The following is a 16,845-nucleotide window of genomic DNA, read 5'->3' on the forward strand; positions in this document are numbered from 1 at the left end:
AGCCCCATGAGACACAGCGCGCTACACCGGTTCGGTTTCGCGGATTCGTTGGCTGATTACCGCGGAGACGCCGTCGCCTCGCATCGTGACGCCGTAGAGGGCGTCGGCTACCTCCATGGTGCGTTTCTGGTGAGTGATGACGAGGAGCTGGCTGTTTTCGCGGAGTTCTTCGTAGATCTCCAGGAGGCGGCCGAGGTTGGTGTCGTCCAGGGCTGCTTCTACCTCGTCGAGGATGTAGAAGGGCGAGGGGCGGGCCTTGAAGAGGGCTACCAGGAAGGCGACTGCCACCAGGGAGCGCTCGCCACCGGACAGGAGGGAGAGGCGCTTGACCTTCTTGCCCGGCGGGCGGGCCTCTACGTCGATACCGGTGTTGAGCATGTCGTTCGGGTCGGTCAGGACGAGTCGGCCTTCGCCGCCGGGGAACAGGCGGCTGAAGACGTGTTCGAAGGCGACCTCGACGTCGCGGTAGGCCTCGGTGAAGACCTGCTCGACGCGGTCGTCGACCTCCTTGACGATGTCCATCAGGTCGCGCCGGGACTTCTTCAGGTCCTCGAGCTGCTCGGCGAGGAAGCGGTGCCGCTCCTCCATCGCGTCGAACTCCTCCAGCGCGAGCGGGTTGATCCGCCCCAGCTGGCCCAGCGCGCGCTCGGCGGTCTTCAGCCGCTTCTGCACCTTGACCCGGTCGAACGGCTCGCCCTCGAGCTCGAGCGTGTTCTCGTCGCCATCCTTGGGCAGCGGCGGTACCAGCTGATCCGGCCCGTACTCCGCGACCAGCGCCTCCACCTCGGTGCCCAGCTCGCTCAGCGCCTTCTCGTACAGGGCCTCCAAGCGCATCTTCTGCTCGGCCCGGGCCAGCGCGTCGCGGTGCACGGTGTTGGTGAGCTGCTCCAGCTCGCTGCTCAGGTTTCGGGTCGCGGAGCGAGCCTGCGCCAGCCCCTGCTCGCGCTCGGCGCGCTGAGCCTGGATCGCCGACCGCTCAGTCGCTGCAAGCTGCAGTGAGCTCTCCAGGCGGGCCAGTACGTGACCTGCCGCCAGGTGGACCGCCTGCGCGGCCTCGGACTGCCGGGCCCGCCGGGTCGCCCGAGCGATCGCCCGGGCCCGCGCCTCCCGCTCCTGGCGAGCCGCACGCTCCAGGGAGTCGGCCCGGCCGGACAGGGCCCGCGCACGCTCCTCTGTGGTCCGCAGTGAGAGCCGTGCTTCCATCTCGCCCGCACGGCCGGCCTTGGCCGCCTCGGCGAGCCGGTCGCGCTCGGTCGGGTCGGGCTCGTCACCCTCGTCGTCGCCGTACTGCTCGACGTCGCTGAGCCGCTTCTCGAGGTCGGCGAGGCCGGACAGGTTCCGGTCGCGCTCCTCCCCCGCCGCGGCGATCGCCTCGGCCATCCGCTGCGCCTCGCCACGGGACGCCTTCGCCAGTGACCCGAACTGGGCCAACTGCTCGGCCACCGCAGCCATCGACGCATCCGACTCGTGCAACCGGGCCAGCGCGATCTCGACGGACTGCTTCTGGCTCCCCCGCTCACCCTCCATCGCGGCCAGCTCGAAACGCAGCCGCTCGCTCCGGGCAGTCGCCTCGGTCAGCTTCTCGCTGGCCTCGTCGACGGCGGACTGAACCTCGATCAGGCTCGGCGCCGCGTCAGAACCGCCGTACGCGAAGTGCGCACCCAGTACGTCGCCCGCGCGGGTGGCCGTGGTGACATCGGGCAGGTGCTGGATCAGTGAGCGCGCCGCAGGCACATCCTCGACGACCGCGACCTTGCGGAGCAGCCGGCGAAGGGCCGGGCGCAGCGTCTCGGGGCAGTCCACCACGTCGACCGCGTACGTCGCGCCGTACGGCAACTGCGGCCAGCTGGCGTAGTCATCGGCCGGAGCGTCTCCGAGGAGCAACCCGGCGCGGCCGAGGTCGTGCTCCTTGAGGTGCCCGACAGCGTTCAGTGCCGCCTGCGTATGCGTCACCGCGACGGCGTCAGCGGCCTCGCCCAGCGCTGCGGCGATGGCGGTCTCATACCCCGCGCGAACGCTCAGCAGCGCGGCGACAGAGCCCATCAGGCCGGCGATCTGCTCGGAGGCGGCCAGCAGGGCGCCGGCGCCGTCCTTGCGGTTGAGGCCCATCTCCAGGGCGTCCTTGCGAGCGGTCAGACCGGCTCGCTCCCGCTCGGCGTCGCGCTCCTCGGCGCGGAGCTTGGTGAGGCGCTCCTCCAGCTCGTCCAGGACGCTCTGGGCTGCCTCATACTCCTCGTCGAGACCCCGCTCACCGGCGTCGAGGCCGGCCACCTGGGTCTCCAGGGCGGTGAAGTCGTGCTGCGCCTTGGCGGCGCGCGCCTCGGCTTCGTGCTGATTGGTGGCCAGACGGCCGATCTCGGACTCGGCAGCGGACGCGCGGCTCTTCAGCGCGTTCACCTGGCCGGTCAGCCGGGCCAAACCTTCACGACGGTCGGCGGCGGCCCGGATCAGGGAAGCGATCCGGCGCTCCTCCTCGGCGTGCTCGGCCTCCAGCTGCTGCCGGTGCTCGATCGCCTGCTGCAGTAGCTCGGAGTGCGCCTCGACCTCGGCCTCGATCTGCGCCTCGGTCTCACGGACCCGGGCGGCCTCCAGCTCGAGCTCCTCGGGGTCGCGCCCGCTGCGAGACTCCTCGGCCTCGTCGTTGAGCGACCGGATCCGGTCCGCGGCGATCCGCGCGGTGCCCTTGATCTTCTCGCCGAACCCGGACAGCGAGTACCACGTGTCCTGCGCGGCCTGCAGCGCCGGTGCATCGGTACGGAGTGCGTCCTCCAGCTCGGCCTCGAGGTCGCGCGCCTCCCGCAACGAAGCCTCGAGCAGCGACCGCTTCTCGGTCAGCGCGGCCTCGTCCTTGAGCTCGGCCTCGAGCGAGGACTGGGCCTGCACGATGTCGTCGGCGAGCAGCCGGGACCGGCCGTCGCGAACCTCGGCCTGGATGGTCACCGCTCGCCGCGCCACCTCCGCCTGGCGCCCGAGCGGCTTCAGCTGCCGGCGGATCTCGGCGATCAGGTCGCCGAGCCGGTGCACGTTGCCCTCGGTGGACTCCAGCTTGCGGAGCGCCTTCTCCTTGCGCTTGCGGTGCTTCAGGACGCCGGCGGCCTCCTCGACGAAACCGCGGCGGCCCTCGGGGGTCGCGCGCAGGATCGAGTCGAGCTGGCCCTGGCCGACGATGACGTGCATCTCGCGGCCGATACCGGAGTCGCTGAGCAGTTCCTGGACGTCGAGCAGCCGGCAGTTCTGGCCGTTGATCTGGTAGTCGGAGCCACCGTTGCGGAACATCGTCCGCGAGATGGTGACCTCGGCGTACTCGATCGGCAGCGCGCCGTCGGCGTTGTCGATGGTCAGCACAACCTCGGCGCGGCCCAGCGGGGGGCGGCCGGAGGTACCGGCGAAGATGACGTCTTCCATCTTGCCGCCACGTAGCGACTTGACGCCCTGCTCACCCATCACCCAGGCAAGACCGTCGACGACGTTGGACTTGCCGGAACCGTTGGGGCCGACGATGCAGGTGATCCCCGGTTCGAAGTTCATCGTCGTGGCCGACGCGAAAGACTTGAATCCTCGGAGCGTCATGCTCTTGAGGTACAAAGCGAGGCTCCCAACCCGTGAAAAGGACAGACGATACCGAAGGAACCGTCGTAACTGCTGGTGACGCTGCCGTTACCGGGGGAAGTAGTTCCACTCAACACTGTACCTACCTGAACAGCCAGTGCTGACCAAGAAAACGCGGCGGAGGCCCGGACGGGGGCCACCGCCGTGGGTGGTGCGGTCGGTAAGGGTGGTGCGGCTTCGGTGGGTCAGACCGAAGCGGGCTCGCGCAGAGCCTCGTCTACTGTCAGCAGACGCCCGTCGTGTACGGCTGCGACCAGATGGTCGTTTTCAGCCTGTAGGCGCATCACGTGCGCCTCCAGATCGGCGACACGCCGGTTGAGCAGGCGTACCTGCTCGAGCATGCGCGGGTCAGTGCTTCCAAGATGCCCTAAAAGAGCCTTGGCCATTGTGCTGTCCTCCGGAAGGGTTCTGGCAGGTGGCGCCCCTGGTCCGCGGAGCGCAGAAATGTGTGCCGTCTTTCAGGGTGACACCGCGATGAGGTTGGGTCAACCTGGGCTACTTTAATTAACGATACCTCGCTCACCACCGGGCGTGTCGCGGTACTGGCTGACACTTCGGGCAGCGGAACGAGGAACGGTTCATGAACGGTTCCCGGCGGATCGGGCGGCCGTCGCGCGGGCAGGGCGAATCCTCTTGCCCGTAGACCGCGAGACCCCGCTCGAAGTAGCCGGATTCCCCGTTCACGTTGACATACAGGGCGTCGAAGCTGGTACCACCGACCGCCAGCGCCTCGCCCATCACCGCCTTGGCGTGACCGAGGATTTCCCTTGCCTGCAAGGGTTTCATCGTCTCGGTCGCCTTCGCGTAGTGCTGCTTGGCCCGCCACAAAGCCTCGTCGGCATAGATGTTCCCGACTCCGCTGACCAGCGTCTGGTCGAGCAACGCCCGCTTCAAACCGGTTTTCTTGCGGCGCAGCGCGGTGACGAAAAGGTCCTCGTCGAACAAAGGATCGAACGGGTCGCGGGCGATGTGCGCGATCTCCTCGGGCAGCTCGGCGCCACCCTCGGAGTAGGACAGACCACCGAACATCCGCTGGTCCAGAAAACGGACCTCTCCGCCGTCGTCGGCGAAGCGGAACCGGATCCGCAGGTGCTTCTCGTCCGGCGCCCCGACCGGCTGGACCCGGAACTGCCCGCTCATCCCCAGGTGCGCCAGGACGGCGTCCCCGGACTCCAGCGGCAGCCACAGGTACTTCCCACGCCTCGCCGGGGCCGCGAACGTCTGCCCCTTGAGCTTGGCGACAAAATCGTCCGGCCCGGCGAGATGCCGGCGTACAGGCCGGGGATGCAGCACCTCGACGGCGTCGATCGTCCGCCCGGCGGTGAAATCCGCGAGTCCGCGGCGAACGACCTCTACTTCGGGAAGCTCGGGCACCTCAGGGCTGCTGGGACGGATCTATGCTGTTGGGGTGGGCTGCTCTGAGCGCCTTCCAGGCGGTCTCGGCTGCCTGCTGCTCGGCTTCCTTCTTGCTCCGGCCGATGCCGTGCCCGTAGGTGTCCGCGCCGATCCGCACCTTCGCCTCGAATGTCTTGGCGTGGTCCGGACCGGACTCGGCGATCACGTACTCCGGTACGCCGACGCCCAGCTGGGCGACGAGCTCCTGCAGGCTGGTCTTCCAGTCCAGGCCGGCACCCAGCCTGGCCGACGACTCCATCAGCTCGTCGAACAGCGTGTGCACGACCGCGCCGGCCACCTCGAAGCCACGGTCGAGGTAGACCGCACCGATCAGGGCCTCGACACAGTCGGCCAGGATCGACGACTTGTCCCGCCCGCCGGTGGCTTCCTCGCCGCGGCCGAGCCGGAGATACTTCCCCAGCTTCAGCTCGCGAGCGACTCCCGCCAGGGCGCGCATGTTGACCACAGCGGCGCGCAGCTTGGCGAGCCGGCCCTCGGAGAGGTCCGGATGGTTGCGGAACAGCGACTCCGTGACGATGACGCCGAGCACGGAGTCCCCGAGGAACTCCAGCCGCTCATTGGTCGGCAACCCACCGTTCTCGTACGCGAACGAACGGTGGGTGAAGGCGTGCTCCAGTAAATTGTCAGCCAGCGATACGCCGAGCCGCTGGTTCAGCTCGGCGTAGAGCCCCCCGCTGGGGATTGACTCAGTGTTGGCAGAGTTCACTGGGTAGTGCCGTTTAGCTCTCGACGACCTGGCGACGCTCGCCCTTGGCGCCGTACTGGCCGCAGGTCGGGCAAACGGTGTGCTGCAGGTGCTTCGCGCGGCAGGCGGGGTTCACGCAGGTGACCAGCGAGGGCGCAGTGGCCTTCCACTGGGCCCGGCGGCTCCGGGTGTTGCTGCGCGACATCTTCCGCTTCGGAACGGCCACGGTTATGACTCCTCGGTTCGGCCGGGGGCTTGCGACCCGGCCGGCTGGCTGGTGACTTGGTGAACTGCATCAGGCACTACGACCGCCCAGGTACTGCGGTCGTTCACTACTTTCGTTCGTCCTGCGGGAGCAGGCCTTGCAGAGCGGACCACCGCGAGTCGACATCGTCCTCGTGCTTGTGTCCGGGCTCGTCCGCCAGGCGCACCCCACACTCGGGGCACAGACCTTGGCAGTCGTCCGTACACAACGGCTGGAACGGCAGTGCGAGCACCACCTGGTCCCTCAACGCCGGTTCGAGGTCGATCAGATCGCCCACCATCCGGCTGGCCTCGTCCGGCTCGGCGTCACTCTCCGGGTAGACGTACAGCTCCTGGACGTCGGCGAGGAAATCCTCCTCGACATCGACCAGGCACCGCGCGCACTCCCCGACCAGCCGGCCACTGGCCGACCCGGAAACGAGCACCCCTTCGACTACCGCTTCCAGTCGTAGATCGAACTGGATCGGATCGCCTTGGGGGACGCCGATCACGTCGATTCCGAGATTTTCCGGTGCCGGTGCCGTGAAGGAGACTTCGCGCTGGGACCCGGCGCGGCGTGACAGCTCGTGGGTATCGATCACGAGTGGGTACCGCGGGTCCAAGGCGCTCAGGACATCCCTTTCAGGCGTAGGCAGGCAGAATCTCGGTCTCAACAAGACCAGTGGACAACATTACCAACTCCGCACCGTCTGGCCCAATTCGGGGCAGGCTAGAGCGCGGCGAGCAACTTTGTATGAACGCTGGGCGGCAGGAAATCGGCTACCGGACCACCGAGTCTCGCAATCTCCTTGACCAGGCTGGAGGAGATGAAAGCGTTCTCCGCGGCCGTCGGCAGGAAAACGGTGTCGACGCCGGACAGTTTCCGGTTCATCTGGGCCATCTGCAGCTCGTAGTCGTAGTCGGCGCCCGAACGCAGCCCCTTGACGATCACGCCGGCGTTCTCGGCCCGGCAGTAGTCGACCAGCAACCCGTCGAAGGTGCCGACCCGGACGTTCGGGTACGGCGCGGCGATCTCGGTCAGCATCGCGAGCCGGTCCTCGACGCTGAACAGGCGGTGCTTGGACTGGTTCACCCCGGTCGCGACGATCAGCTCGTCGAACGCGGCGGCCGCCCGGGCGATCACGTCCAGGTGCCCGTTGGTGGGCGGGTCGAAGGTCCCGGGGAACACAGCCCTACTCATGGCGGTGACCGTACCAAAGCCGGGCCTCGCCGTACTTGCGATCCCGCAGCGCGGCGAACCCCTCGGGCCACTCCCACGGCTCGCGCTTGGCCCGCTCGACGACGACCACCGCGTCCGCCGCGACCCATCCGTTGGCCACCAGCGAAGTGAGCACCTCTTGCAGCTCAACGGTTTCCAGCTTGTACGGCGGGTCGGCGAAGATCAGGTCGACCGGCTCCCCCGGGTTGTGGCCCGAGGCAACCTTCTCGACCGGCCGGGTGAGCAGGGTCGTGCCGGGCAGCCCGACCACCTTGATGTTCGCCGCGATCACCTCGGCGGCCGGCCGGTCCGACTCGACCAGGACGACCCGTTTGGCCCCGCGTGACAACGCCTCCAGGCCGACCGCGCCCGATCCGGCGTACAGGTCGAGGACCTGCAGTCCGTCGAGGCCGGCGAATTCGGCTTCCAGGGAAGAGAAAAGCGCTTCCCGGACCCGATCGGCCGTCGGCCTGGTTCCGATGCCAGGTGGTACGGCGATCCGCCGGCCACCGGCCACTCCCCCGACGATCCGCGTCACGTCTTCTCCAGGTAGTCGGTGGCTTCTGACTCCAGCGCGCTGCGCACGAAGGAGCGCAGTACTGGGTACTCCGCCAGCTCGGCGTCGACCGAGATGAGCGAGTTCGCGACGTGCCGGGCGGTCAGGATGATCTCCTCGTCGCGCAGCACGCTGAGCAGCTTGAGACTGCTCCGGCGGCCGGACTGGGCCACCCCCAGGACGTCGCCCTCGCGGCGGTTCTCCAGGTCGATCCGGGACAGCTCGAAGCCATCACTCGTCGCCGCCACCGCATCGAGCCTGGCGCGCGACGGAGACGTCGGGTAGGTGTCTGTGACCAGCAGACAGAGCCCAGGCACCTTGCCCCGGCCGACGCGGCCGCGCAACTGGTGCAGCTGGGAGATACCGAATCTGTCGGCGTCCATGATCACCATCGTCGAGGCGTTCGGCACGTCGACGCCGACCTCGATCACGGTGGTCGCGATCAGCACGTCGACCTCGCCGGCGGCGAACCGCGACATCACCGAGTCCTTCTCGTCGGCCGGCAGCCGGCCGTGCAGGATCTCCACCCGCAGGTCACCCAGCACCTGCTCGAGCACCTCGGCGACCTGCAGCACCGAGATCGCCGGGCGCGGCTTGCTCTTCGTCCCAGGACCGGCCTCGTCCTCGGCGCCCGCGGCGAACTCGCCCTCCTCGTCGCCGGCGTTCTTCACGTCGTCGCCGATCCGCGGGCAGACGACATAGGCCTGGTGGCCCTTCGCGACCTCCTCGCGGATCCGCTGCCAGGCGCGTTCCAGCCAGGCCGGGCGCTCCTTGGCGGGCACCACCGAGCTCATGATCGGCGACCGCCCGGCGGGCAGCTCGGTCAGCGTGGACACCGCCAGATCACCGAAGACGGTCATCGCGACAGTCCGCGGGATCGGCGTCGCGGTCATCACCAGCACGTGCGGCGTCGCGTCACCCGACTTCTGGCTGAGCGCCGCCCGCTGCTCGACGCCGAACCGGTGCTGCTCGTCGACGACGACCAGCCCCAGATCGGCGAACTGCACCTTGTCCTCGAGCAGTGCGTGCGTACCGACCACGATCCCCGCAGCGCCACTGGCCGCGTCCAGCATCGCCGTACGCCGCGCTGCCGCGTTCAGCGAGCCGGTCAGCAGACCGACCCGCGTCGCCTGGTCGGCACCGCCCAGCATGCCCTGCTCGGCCAGCTCACCGAGCATCTTGGTCAGCGTCTTGTGGTGCTGGGTCGCGAGCACCTCGGTCGGGGCTAGCAGCACCGCCTGGCCACCGGCGTCGACCACCGAGAGCATCGCTCGCAGCGCCACCACGGTCTTGCCCGAGCCCACCTCGCCCTGGAGCAGCCGGTGCATCGGGTGCGATCGGGCGATATCCGCGAAGACCTCGTCGCAGATCTCGGTCTGCCCGTCGGTCAGCTTGAACGGCAGCCGTTGGTCGAACTCGTCCAGCAGCCCGCCCTTGGTGCGCTCGCGCGGGATGGCCTTCAGCGCGTCCGTGACGGCCCGGCGCTGGGCCAGGATCGTCTGCATCACCAGGGCTTCCTCGAACCGGAACCGCTTCTGCGCGATCTCCCAGTCCTTCTCGGTCTCCGGCAGGTGCACCTTCTGCAGCGCCTCGCGCAGGCCGATCAGCTTCTCCTTGCGCAGGATCAGCTCGGGGATCGGGTCGTCGATGTCCTCGAGGTTGTCCAGGACGATCTTGATGCTGCGCTCGATCGTCGCCGTCGGCAGCTTCGCGCTGGCCGGGTAGAGCGGCCGGAACGGCTTCGCCCGGCGCTCGATCTCCTCCTCGCTCAGATCCTCCTCGTCGAGGATCTCGGTGCCCGGGCCCTTGAGCTGCATGATGTCGCGGAACATCGTCACCTCGCCCCAGAACAGCGCCGCCGTACCGGCGGTCAGCTTGTTCGCCAGCCAGGGCTGGTTGAAGAAGGCGAGCTCGAGATCGTTGCGGCCGTCGGTGACGACCACCTTGGTGATCGTCTTGTGCCGGCGGAACTTCTGCACATCCTCCGGCCGGATCTCCTGCTTGGAGTCCAGCGAGCGGACGGTCACCTTCTTGACCCGCCCGCTGACGGTCGCCTGGTCGCCGACCTCCAGCTCGTCGAACGGGGTCAGCTCACCCTTCTTCAGATACCGCCGCGGGTAGTGCCGCAGCAGCTCGCCGACGGTCTCGATCCCGAGCACCTCGGAGAAGCTCTTGGCCGTCTTCGCCCCGATGAAGTCGCGGAGCTTACGGTCGATGTCGGTCTTCATTCCACCCCGATCAGCAACGGGTACCTTTCCTGACCACCGTCGTACACCACGACATCGACATCCCGGCGAATCCGCCGCACGTGCCGCACCACGGCGTCGACCAGTTCCGCATCCACCTCGCGCCCGGTGACCACGGTCATCAGCTCACCACCACCGCCCAGCAGGCGATCCACGACACCGGTCGCGGCGGTCTTCAGATCATCGGTGATGAGCGTGAAGTCGCCGTCCACCACGCCGAGCGCGTCGCCGATCCGGCAGGTGCCGGCCATCGTCCAGGCGTCCTTCACGGCGATCGTCACCGCGCCGTGCCGGGTCTGCCCGGCGGCAGCCGACAGTTGCACGACGGCGTCGTCGAAGCTTCGCTCGGGGTCATGCACCGCGATCGCCGCGAGCCCTTGTACCTGCGCACGGGTCGGGATGACAGCTACCCGTATGCCGTCCTGGCGCGCGGCCGTGGCCGCTGCCTCAGCCACCGCGATGGAGTCGTTGTCGTTCGGGAGCAGCACGATCTCCGGGGCGCCGGAGCGCTCTATCGCCTTCAGCAGCTCGCCCGTCGAGCACCGGCGTCCCGGGCCGCCTTGTACGACCACTGCGCCCGCCTCGGTGAACAGCGCCGCCAGCCCGTCGCCGGCCGCGACAGCGATCACCGCCCGGTTCGGGACCGGCTCGCGATGGGCCATGTCGGCGAAATGGGTGACCCTGATCCGGTACGGCCGTCCGATCCCGATGCCGAGCTCGATAGTCGCGCCGACGTCATCGGTGTGCACGTGGACGTTCCAGAGCTCGTCACCGCCAACCACGACGACTGAGTCGCCCAGCCCGGCGAGCTGCTGGCGGAAGTCGCCAATCTGCTCGTCGGGCGCCTCCAGGAGGTACATCACCTCGTACGCCGGTCCGTCTGGATCCAGGTCGGTACCGGCCTCGCCCGGGATGCTCGCCTCCTGCGGTGGTACCCGCGCTGGGACGCCACTGGTCGCTGCAGGGCCTCGCCCGGAGAGGACCGACTCCATGGCGCCCAGAATCACCACCAGGCCGGCGCCGCCTGCGTCGACCACGCCTGCGCGGCGTAGTACCTCCAACTGCTCGGTCGTCTTGGTCAGCGCGACCCGTGCGGCGGCCACTGCCGCCAGGCAGACCTCGGCCAGGCCCTGCCCGTCGTTGGCCGCCTCCAGAGCCGCGTTGGCGGCCTGCCGGGCAACCGTGAGCATGGTGCCCTCCACCGGCTGTGCCACGGCGCTGTAGGCAGCATCAGCCGCGAACACGAGGGCGTCGGCAAAGGCGACGGCCTCACTCATCCGAGCGTCCGCCAGCACCCCACTCGAGGTGTCCTGGTCTCTCGGGAGGTTCTCCGCGAGGCGGAGGCCGCAGGCGCGGACCAGCTGCGAGGTGATCACGCCGGAGTTGCCGCGGGCGCCCAGGAGGGCTCCGCGGCCGAAGGCTTGGACTGCTTCGGCGAAGGTGAGTTCGCCCTCTGGGAGGGCCTCGCAGGCGGCTTCCCAGGTCAGGTACAGGTTGGTACCGGTGTCTCCGTCCGGGACCGGGTACACGTTGAGCTCGTCGATCTCGACCCGGGCGCGCCCGAGCTCGGACAGCGCAGTACGGGCCCAGGCTCGCAGTACCGCTGTCGTCAGCACCTCTCCACTCACGTCCACGCCGGGAAGGCTAACTGGTTCGGCCGCTTAGTATGTGGCGTGCTCGCATTGCTCTTCTCGGTGGCTACCGACAGCTATGACCTGGCGGTCCGTGAGATCCGGGACGAGTTCGGGCCTCGGGTGAAGGTCGAACGGGTCAGCGGGGACCTCGGGCGGATCGTCGCGGACGGGCCCTCGGTGGAGGAGCTGGCGGCGGCCTGCAACGACGGGCGGATCGTGTTCGTGCGGCATCTGACCACCGAGCTCGCGAGCTTCGGGGTGGCTGAGGTGCCGGCGGGACACGAGCTGGCGGAGCTGATCCTGGCCGAATTGCCACGCCATCCGCAGGCCCTCGCAGTACAGACGTGGACGGATGGCGCCAGCAGCGGCGGGTCGTACTACCACCTGCTGGAAGACGCTCTGGGCGCTCGTGGGATCGGGGTCAGCCGGTCGGGTCAGGAGCTGGTCGTCTCCTGCTTCGCCTCGAAGAAGAGCGTGGTGATCGGGCTGAACCGGCTCGAGCACAGCCTGTCGGACTGGCCGGGCGGGCGGATGCGGCTGGCGCGGGCGGACGAGCGGGTATCGCGGTCGGAGTTCAAGCTGGAGGAGGCCATCCAGACCTTCGACCTGCGGTTGCCCGACGGCGGCAAGGCACTCGACCTCGGCGCGAGTCCCGGCGGCTGGACGCGCATCCTGCGCCAGCACGGCCAGGAGGTCTGGTCCGTCGACCCCGGCGAGCTGGACCGCCGGGTGACCGCCGACCGTGGCGTGCATCACGTCGCCACCACAGCCGGCGAGTTCTTCCGCCGCAACCAGATTCGCTTCGACGTGGTGGTCAACGACATGCGGATGGACCAGATCCTGAGCGCCCGAGTCATGCTCGACGCCATCCCCCACCTCCACCGAGGCGCCCTGGCGGTGATCACCCTCAAAGGCGGCGGCCGAAACCCCCTCGACGCAGCCCGCCGAGGCATGGACGTCCTCCGCAAGGAGTACGACATCCAAGCCGCCCGTCAACTCCACCACAACCGCAACGAACTGACGGTCATCGCCCGCGCCAGGTAACTCCCCACGCAGCTCCTAAGTCGCGGCTCCCACCCACCCATCGCCGCCGTCATCGGCCTCGCAGTCGTCCTCCTGCTGGCTGTCCGACGGTCGGTCCGAACCTGGTTCACCCCGGCCGGATAAGTCAGATCACGGTGAAGTTCAGGGTCTTGGTACCGGTCGGCCCGGTGTCCAGCCTTGCGTTGATGATCACCTGGTACTTCCCCTTGACCGAGAGTGAGTCCTTGGCGAGCTGGAACTTGTCCTCACAGGTCGAGGCTCGGTCGGTGAGGATGGTCACCGAGTCTCGCTTGAGCACCCAGGACGGATAGCACCCTGTGTACTGCTTCATTCCGGAGGCGTCCCGCACTTCGGCGTAGACGTAGGGCGCGAATCCCCTCAAGTACTCGGTCGGCCCGACCTTGCCGGGGCCGCGTGACAGGTCGAGGACGATCGACAAATCACTCGGTGGTGGCACCGGCGCCGAGGAGGTCTCCTCGACCGGCGGGGCGACTGTCGAGCCGGAGGTCGGGTCGGGAGTCGGCGTCTCGGTGACCGTCTGAGTCGTGGTGACGGTGACTGTGGTGGTCTGCAGCGCCACGACCGTGGTCGCCGGCGGAGCCGGGTTGATGCCCTCCGGGAGCTTGCCGTTCTGGCCGGCGAGAACGGTGGCCACCGCGCCGGCGAGGATCCCGACCAGCGGAATGACCGCGAGCAGGGCCGGATGCCGATGCCAGGCATCGTCCTTGGCCGGGTTTTCGGCAGGCTGACGCGTCGTCGTCTGGTCCACTGTGGTTCCCCCCACATGCGAAAAAGTGAAGGCCCCACCTTGGACCCAAAACCTGAGCGGCGTCCATAGCGGAGAGTGACGGAACAGCAGTAGGCGCCCGGGAGATCCCGGGCGCCTCTGGGGCCCTACACGGAGGTCGGCCTACTGGAGGCCGGAAGTTCTAGCCGACGACGCGCTGAACCTTGCCCGCCTTGATGCAGGACGTGCAGACCTTCAGCTTCGTGGGCGTGCCCTTGATCATCGCGCGGATCGGCTGAATGTTGGGGTTGAACCGACGGTTCGTACGAGCCTTGACCCGACGGATCATCGCGCCCTTGCCGAGCCGGGCAACACTTTTGCCGAACATCGGCTTCTTGTCGCAGATATCGCAAACTTTAGACATGATTCTCCGTGTTTAGGGTCGAGACGCCGACAGACCATGTTACACAGCCGGTGATGCGTCCACCAATTCGGTGTCAGCCGAGGTCGGCGGCTGTTAGCCAGGCCACATCCTGGGCCGACAACTCCACCGACAAGCCGGGCAACGAGGTCCGCGTCTCGCTGAGCTGGCGCGGTCCGATCAGCGGGAACACCGGGTACGGCTGGTGCAACAGCCAGGCCAGCGCGATCGCCGTCGCACCCACACCATACTTGCCCGCCAGTTCCTCAGCACGCCGGAGTCGCTCGAAGTTGCCGTCGGAGTAGAAGCAGCGCACCAGCTCCTCGTCGGACCGGTCCGCCGGCTTGGCCCGCCCGGTGAAGAATCCGCGCGCCTGGCTCGACCACGGGAACAGCGCGACCTGCCGCTCCCGCAGCCACGCCTGGGACTCGTCATCGCTGACATGACGGCAGCCGGCCCACGGTACGTCGTACGCGCGGGCCAGGCTGAGGTGGTTGCTCAGCAACGTGAACGGCTGCTTCCCATGAGCCTCGGCATACGCGTTGGCCTCGTCGAAGCGCGCCGTCGTCCAGTTGGAGCCGCCGTACGCCTTGATCCGGCCGGCCTGGAAATGCGAGTCGAGGACGTCGACGAACTCCCCCACCGGGATCGACTCGTTGTCGCGGTGCATCAGATAGAGGTCGACGTGATCCGTCTGCAGCCGCTCCAGCGACTCGAAGAGCTGCCGCGTGATCGACTCCGGGTCGCAGTGCGGCGTGTGCGCACCCTTCCCGATCACGACGAGCTCGTCCCGGTTGCCGCGCGACTTGATCCACTGCCCGAGCAGCTTCTCGCCGCGCCCGCCGCCGTAGATGTACGCCGTGTCGAAGGTCGTCCCGCCGCGCTCGACGAAGTCGTCGAACATCGTCGCCGCGTGCGGCAGCGTCAACTGGTTGTCGACGCCCATCACCAGCCGCGACACCTGCTTGCCGAGCCCCGGTACCTCCCCGTACGTCATCGGCGCATCGTCACGCCGTACCAGCGGCCGCCCGGTCGTGGTCGGGATCAGCACGTCGTCGCGCTCGCTCGAGTACTGCTGCCCGATCAGCTTGCGCCACTCGTCCTGTACTTCGAGATTGCCGAGCGTGTCGGCCCAGGACATCTCGGGTGCCTGGCGCTGCTCGATCGCCGCCGCGACCGCATCCGCCTCGGCCGTGTAGATGAAGGCCGGGTCCGCCGAGATGTCGCGCGGCTCCTCCCCCACCTTGTGCAGCGTGATGTGGGTCGGCTTGCCGTCGCCGCCGAACCACGGGTCCTCGATCACGAGGTACCCCTCGCTGCCCAGCACCCGGACCCGGTTCTCGTCGCTCAGCCGGACGCCGGTGCTGACCTGGGCGGTCATCCCGCTGTCGAAGAAGAGCGTCGCGACCGACCACTCGTCGGCGCCGGTCTCGCCGACCTGACCGACCGCGGTCACTGCCGCCGGATCGGCGTACGGCGCTCCGATGGCGGCGCCGGCGATCAGCCGCGCGTACGAGACCGGGTACCCGCCTACGTCGAGGATGCCGCCGCCCGCCATCTCGTCGGCGAAGATCCGGCTCCCGGCGTTGAACGACGCCTGGAACGCGAACGACGCCTGGATCTGGTGCACCTTGCCGATCGCCCCGTCGCGGACCAGCTGGGCGACCAGCTTGGTCTGCGGCAGGCAGCGGTACATGTACGCCTCCATCAAGAAGACGTCGTTGCGGATCGCGGCCTCGATCATCGCCGCCGCCCAGGACCGGTTGATCGCGAGCGGCTTCTCGCAGAGCACGTGTTTGCCCGCCTCGGCCGCCTTGATCGCCCACTCGGGATGCAGTGGATGTGGCGTGGCGATGTAGACGGCGTCGACGGTCTCGTCGGCGAGCAGTTCGTCGTACGACGCGTGCCGGTGCGGGATGCCGTACTTGTCGCCGAACGCATCGGCCGAGGCCTGGCTGCGGCTGCCGACCGCGGCCAGCTCACCGGAAGCGGACTCCGGGACCTGGCTGGCGAAGCGGGAGGCGATGTTTCCGGTCCCCAGGATTCCCCAGCGGAGCTTGCTGTTCTGCACAGAGGTTCCCCTCATCGAGGTGCGGTCAATTGGGTCAGAACTTCACGGCACCGGCGGCGATGTCGGCGATGAAACGGCGGCCACCGATCAGGAAGACGCGATCAACGGAATCACACTCATCAGGGCACCCGCCAGCACCACCTTCATCACTGACCGGTTGGAAGTACAGATGTTCAGTTCCGCGAAAATGTGTCTACAAATGTTCGGACATGGTCAAGGTAAGCGCAGACCAACTGAACCGGTCAAGGCCCCGTCCGGCGCCCGGCCCCGACCGGTCTCGGACCCGTGAGCGCCTGACAGGATGGACGCCATGCCGCTCGCGACGATCGATACCGTTCTGTTCGATGCCGATGGAGTCATCCAGCGGCCGACCGTCGACTGGCGGGCCGCCCTGTCGACTTACGTCCCGGCGGAGTCCGCCGACGAGTTCGTGCTCGACCTGATGGTGTCGGAGCGGCCCTCGATCGCCGGCAAGGGCGACTTCCGCGAGGCGGTGGCCGAGGTGCTGGCGCGCTGGTCGTCGACCGCGTCACCGGAGGACATCCTGCATTTGTGGAGCGCCTTCGAGGCCGACCCGGTGGTGGTCGGCTGGATCCAGGAGTTGCGCGCGGCTGGTATCGGCTGTCATCTCGCCACGAACCAGCACACCTACCGCCGGGCGATCATGAACGACGAGCGGCACTACGGCGACTTGTTCGACCAGAGCTTCTACTCGTGCGACCTCGGCCTGGCCAAGCCCGACCCGGCGTACTTCAAGGCCATCCTGGCCGCGGTGGACCGGCCGGCCGCGTCGACGCTGTTCATCGACGACAACGAGCCCAACATCGAGGGCGCCCGCAGCGCCGGACTTCACGCCGAGCTGTACGACCTCTCGCAAGGACATGAGGTCCTGCGCGAACTGCTGGTGCTTTACGGGCTGACGGTTTCGAGCTGAGCCACCGCTCAGAGGCCGGCGCGGCCCTTTGCATATCCGC

Annotated in this window: 15 protein-coding genes; 2 read left to right on the plus strand and 13 right to left on the minus strand. The window is 68.2% G+C overall.

What is annotated here, in order from left to right; all coding sequences use genetic code 11:
* Window positions 1–21 precede the first annotated feature (21 nt).
* The 10 genes from smc to G3I17_RS26850 all read right to left on the minus strand — a co-directional run bounded on the left by smc (window position 22) and on the right by G3I17_RS26850 (window position 11,608).
* Window positions 22–3,585 (minus strand): chromosome segregation protein SMC, encoded by a 3,564-nt coding sequence (gene smc, locus G3I17_RS26805; protein WP_203590785.1) that lies wholly within the window; start codon window positions 3,583–3,585, stop codon window positions 22–24.
* A gap of 209 nt (window positions 3,586–3,794) precedes the next feature.
* Window positions 3,795–3,995 (minus strand): hypothetical protein, encoded by a 201-nt coding sequence (locus G3I17_RS26810; RefSeq protein WP_164600364.1) that lies wholly within the window; start codon window positions 3,993–3,995, stop codon window positions 3,795–3,797.
* A 133-nt stretch (window positions 3,996–4,128) separates the two neighbouring features.
* A complete protein-coding gene (gene mutM, locus G3I17_RS26815; RefSeq protein ID WP_164600365.1) occupies window positions 4,129–4,983 on the minus strand; it encodes a bifunctional DNA-formamidopyrimidine glycosylase/DNA-(apurinic or apyrimidinic site) lyase in 855 nt (284 codons plus the stop codon).
* A gap of 1 nt (window position 4,984) precedes the next feature.
* Entirely contained in the window at window positions 4,985–5,680 is a 696-nt protein-coding gene (rnc, locus tag G3I17_RS26820; protein ID WP_203590814.1) for a ribonuclease III, read from the minus strand.
* Between the two features lie 64 nt (window positions 5,681–5,744).
* A complete protein-coding gene (gene rpmF, locus G3I17_RS26825; protein ID WP_164600366.1) occupies window positions 5,745–5,936 on the minus strand; it encodes a 50S ribosomal protein L32 in 192 nt (63 codons plus the stop codon).
* Window positions 5,937–6,042: 106 nt separating this feature from the next.
* Entirely contained in the window at window positions 6,043–6,555 is a 513-nt protein-coding gene (locus G3I17_RS26830; protein ID WP_343238427.1) for a YceD family protein, read from the minus strand.
* 128 nt (window positions 6,556–6,683) lie between these two features.
* On the minus strand, window positions 6,684–7,154 hold the full coding sequence (gene coaD / locus G3I17_RS26835; protein ID WP_164600368.1) for a pantetheine-phosphate adenylyltransferase: 471 nt from the start codon (window positions 7,152–7,154) through the stop codon (window positions 6,684–6,686).
* Complete coding sequence (gene rsmD, locus G3I17_RS26840; RefSeq protein ID WP_164600369.1) at window positions 7,147–7,710, minus strand: 16S rRNA (guanine(966)-N(2))-methyltransferase RsmD; 564 nt, start codon at window positions 7,708–7,710, stop codon at window positions 7,147–7,149. The genes coaD and rsmD overlap by 8 nt, the downstream gene beginning before the upstream one ends.
* Window positions 7,707–9,956: an ATP-dependent DNA helicase RecG gene (recG, locus tag G3I17_RS26845; protein ID WP_164600370.1), complete on the minus strand. Its 2,250-nt coding sequence runs from the start codon at window positions 9,954–9,956 to the stop codon at window positions 7,707–7,709. Before recG ends, rsmD begins: the two co-directional genes overlap by 4 nt.
* Complete coding sequence (locus G3I17_RS26850; RefSeq protein ID WP_343238428.1) at window positions 9,953–11,608, minus strand: DAK2 domain-containing protein; 1,656 nt, start codon at window positions 11,606–11,608, stop codon at window positions 9,953–9,955. The genes recG and G3I17_RS26850 overlap by 4 nt, the downstream gene beginning before the upstream one ends.
* Before the next feature lie 39 nt (window positions 11,609–11,647).
* Between G3I17_RS26850 and G3I17_RS26855 the strand changes: the two genes are divergently transcribed.
* Window positions 11,648–12,652 carry an SAM-dependent methyltransferase gene (locus G3I17_RS26855; protein WP_203590786.1) on the plus strand — a complete coding sequence of 335 codons (1,005 nt, stop codon included), beginning with the start codon at window positions 11,648–11,650 and terminating at the stop codon, window positions 12,650–12,652.
* A 124-nt stretch (window positions 12,653–12,776) separates the two neighbouring features.
* Here G3I17_RS26855 and G3I17_RS26860 read toward each other — a convergent pair whose 3' ends face one another.
* The 3 genes from G3I17_RS26860 to G3I17_RS26870 form a co-directional block, all read right to left on the minus strand.
* Window positions 12,777–13,421 carry a hypothetical protein gene (locus tag G3I17_RS26860; RefSeq protein ID WP_164600371.1) on the minus strand — a complete coding sequence of 215 codons (645 nt, stop codon included), beginning with the start codon at window positions 13,419–13,421 and terminating at the stop codon, window positions 12,777–12,779.
* A gap of 160 nt (window positions 13,422–13,581) precedes the next feature.
* Window positions 13,582–13,803 (minus strand): 50S ribosomal protein L28, encoded by a 222-nt coding sequence (gene rpmB / locus G3I17_RS26865; protein ID WP_164600372.1) that lies wholly within the window; start codon window positions 13,801–13,803, stop codon window positions 13,582–13,584.
* Window positions 13,804–13,876: 73 nt separating this feature from the next.
* Window positions 13,877–15,886 carry an aldo/keto reductase gene (locus tag G3I17_RS26870; RefSeq protein ID WP_203590787.1) on the minus strand — a complete coding sequence of 670 codons (2,010 nt, stop codon included), beginning with the start codon at window positions 15,884–15,886 and terminating at the stop codon, window positions 13,877–13,879.
* Between the two features lie 295 nt (window positions 15,887–16,181).
* On the opposite strand from G3I17_RS26870, the gene G3I17_RS26875 reads away from it, so the two are divergent.
* Window positions 16,182–16,805: an HAD-IA family hydrolase gene (locus tag G3I17_RS26875; RefSeq protein WP_164600373.1), complete on the plus strand. Its 624-nt coding sequence runs from the start codon at window positions 16,182–16,184 to the stop codon at window positions 16,803–16,805.
* Window positions 16,806–16,845 lie beyond the last annotated feature (40 nt).

Origin of the sequence: Streptomyces sp. SID13031 (genome assembly GCF_010548305.1) — a bacterium.
Classification (GTDB): domain Bacteria; phylum Actinomycetota; class Actinomycetes; order Propionibacteriales; family Kribbellaceae; genus Kribbella.

What these genes read in the sequence shown, in the direction of transcription:
- G3I17_RS26810 (WP_164600364.1), bottom strand. Translation starts at nt 3,995, where the DNA reads ATGGCCAAGGCTCTTTTAGGGCATCTTGGAAGCACTGACCCGCGCATG.
- coaD (WP_164600368.1), bottom strand. Translation starts at nt 7,154, where the DNA reads ATGAGTAGGGCTGTGTTCCCCGGGACCTTCGACCCGCCCACCAACGGG.
- recG (WP_164600370.1), bottom strand. Translation starts at nt 9,956, where the DNA reads ATGAAGACCGACATCGACCGTAAGCTCCGCGACTTCATCGGGGCGAAG.
- rpmB (WP_164600372.1), bottom strand. Translation starts at nt 13,803, where the DNA reads ATGTCTAAAGTTTGCGATATCTGCGACAAGAAGCCGATGTTCGGCAAA.
- G3I17_RS26870 (WP_203590787.1), bottom strand. Translation starts at nt 15,886, where the DNA reads ATGAGGGGAACCTCTGTGCAGAACAGCAAGCTCCGCTGGGGAATCCTG.
- G3I17_RS26875 (WP_164600373.1), top strand. Translation starts at nt 16,182, where the DNA reads ATGCCGCTCGCGACGATCGATACCGTTCTGTTCGATGCCGATGGAGTC.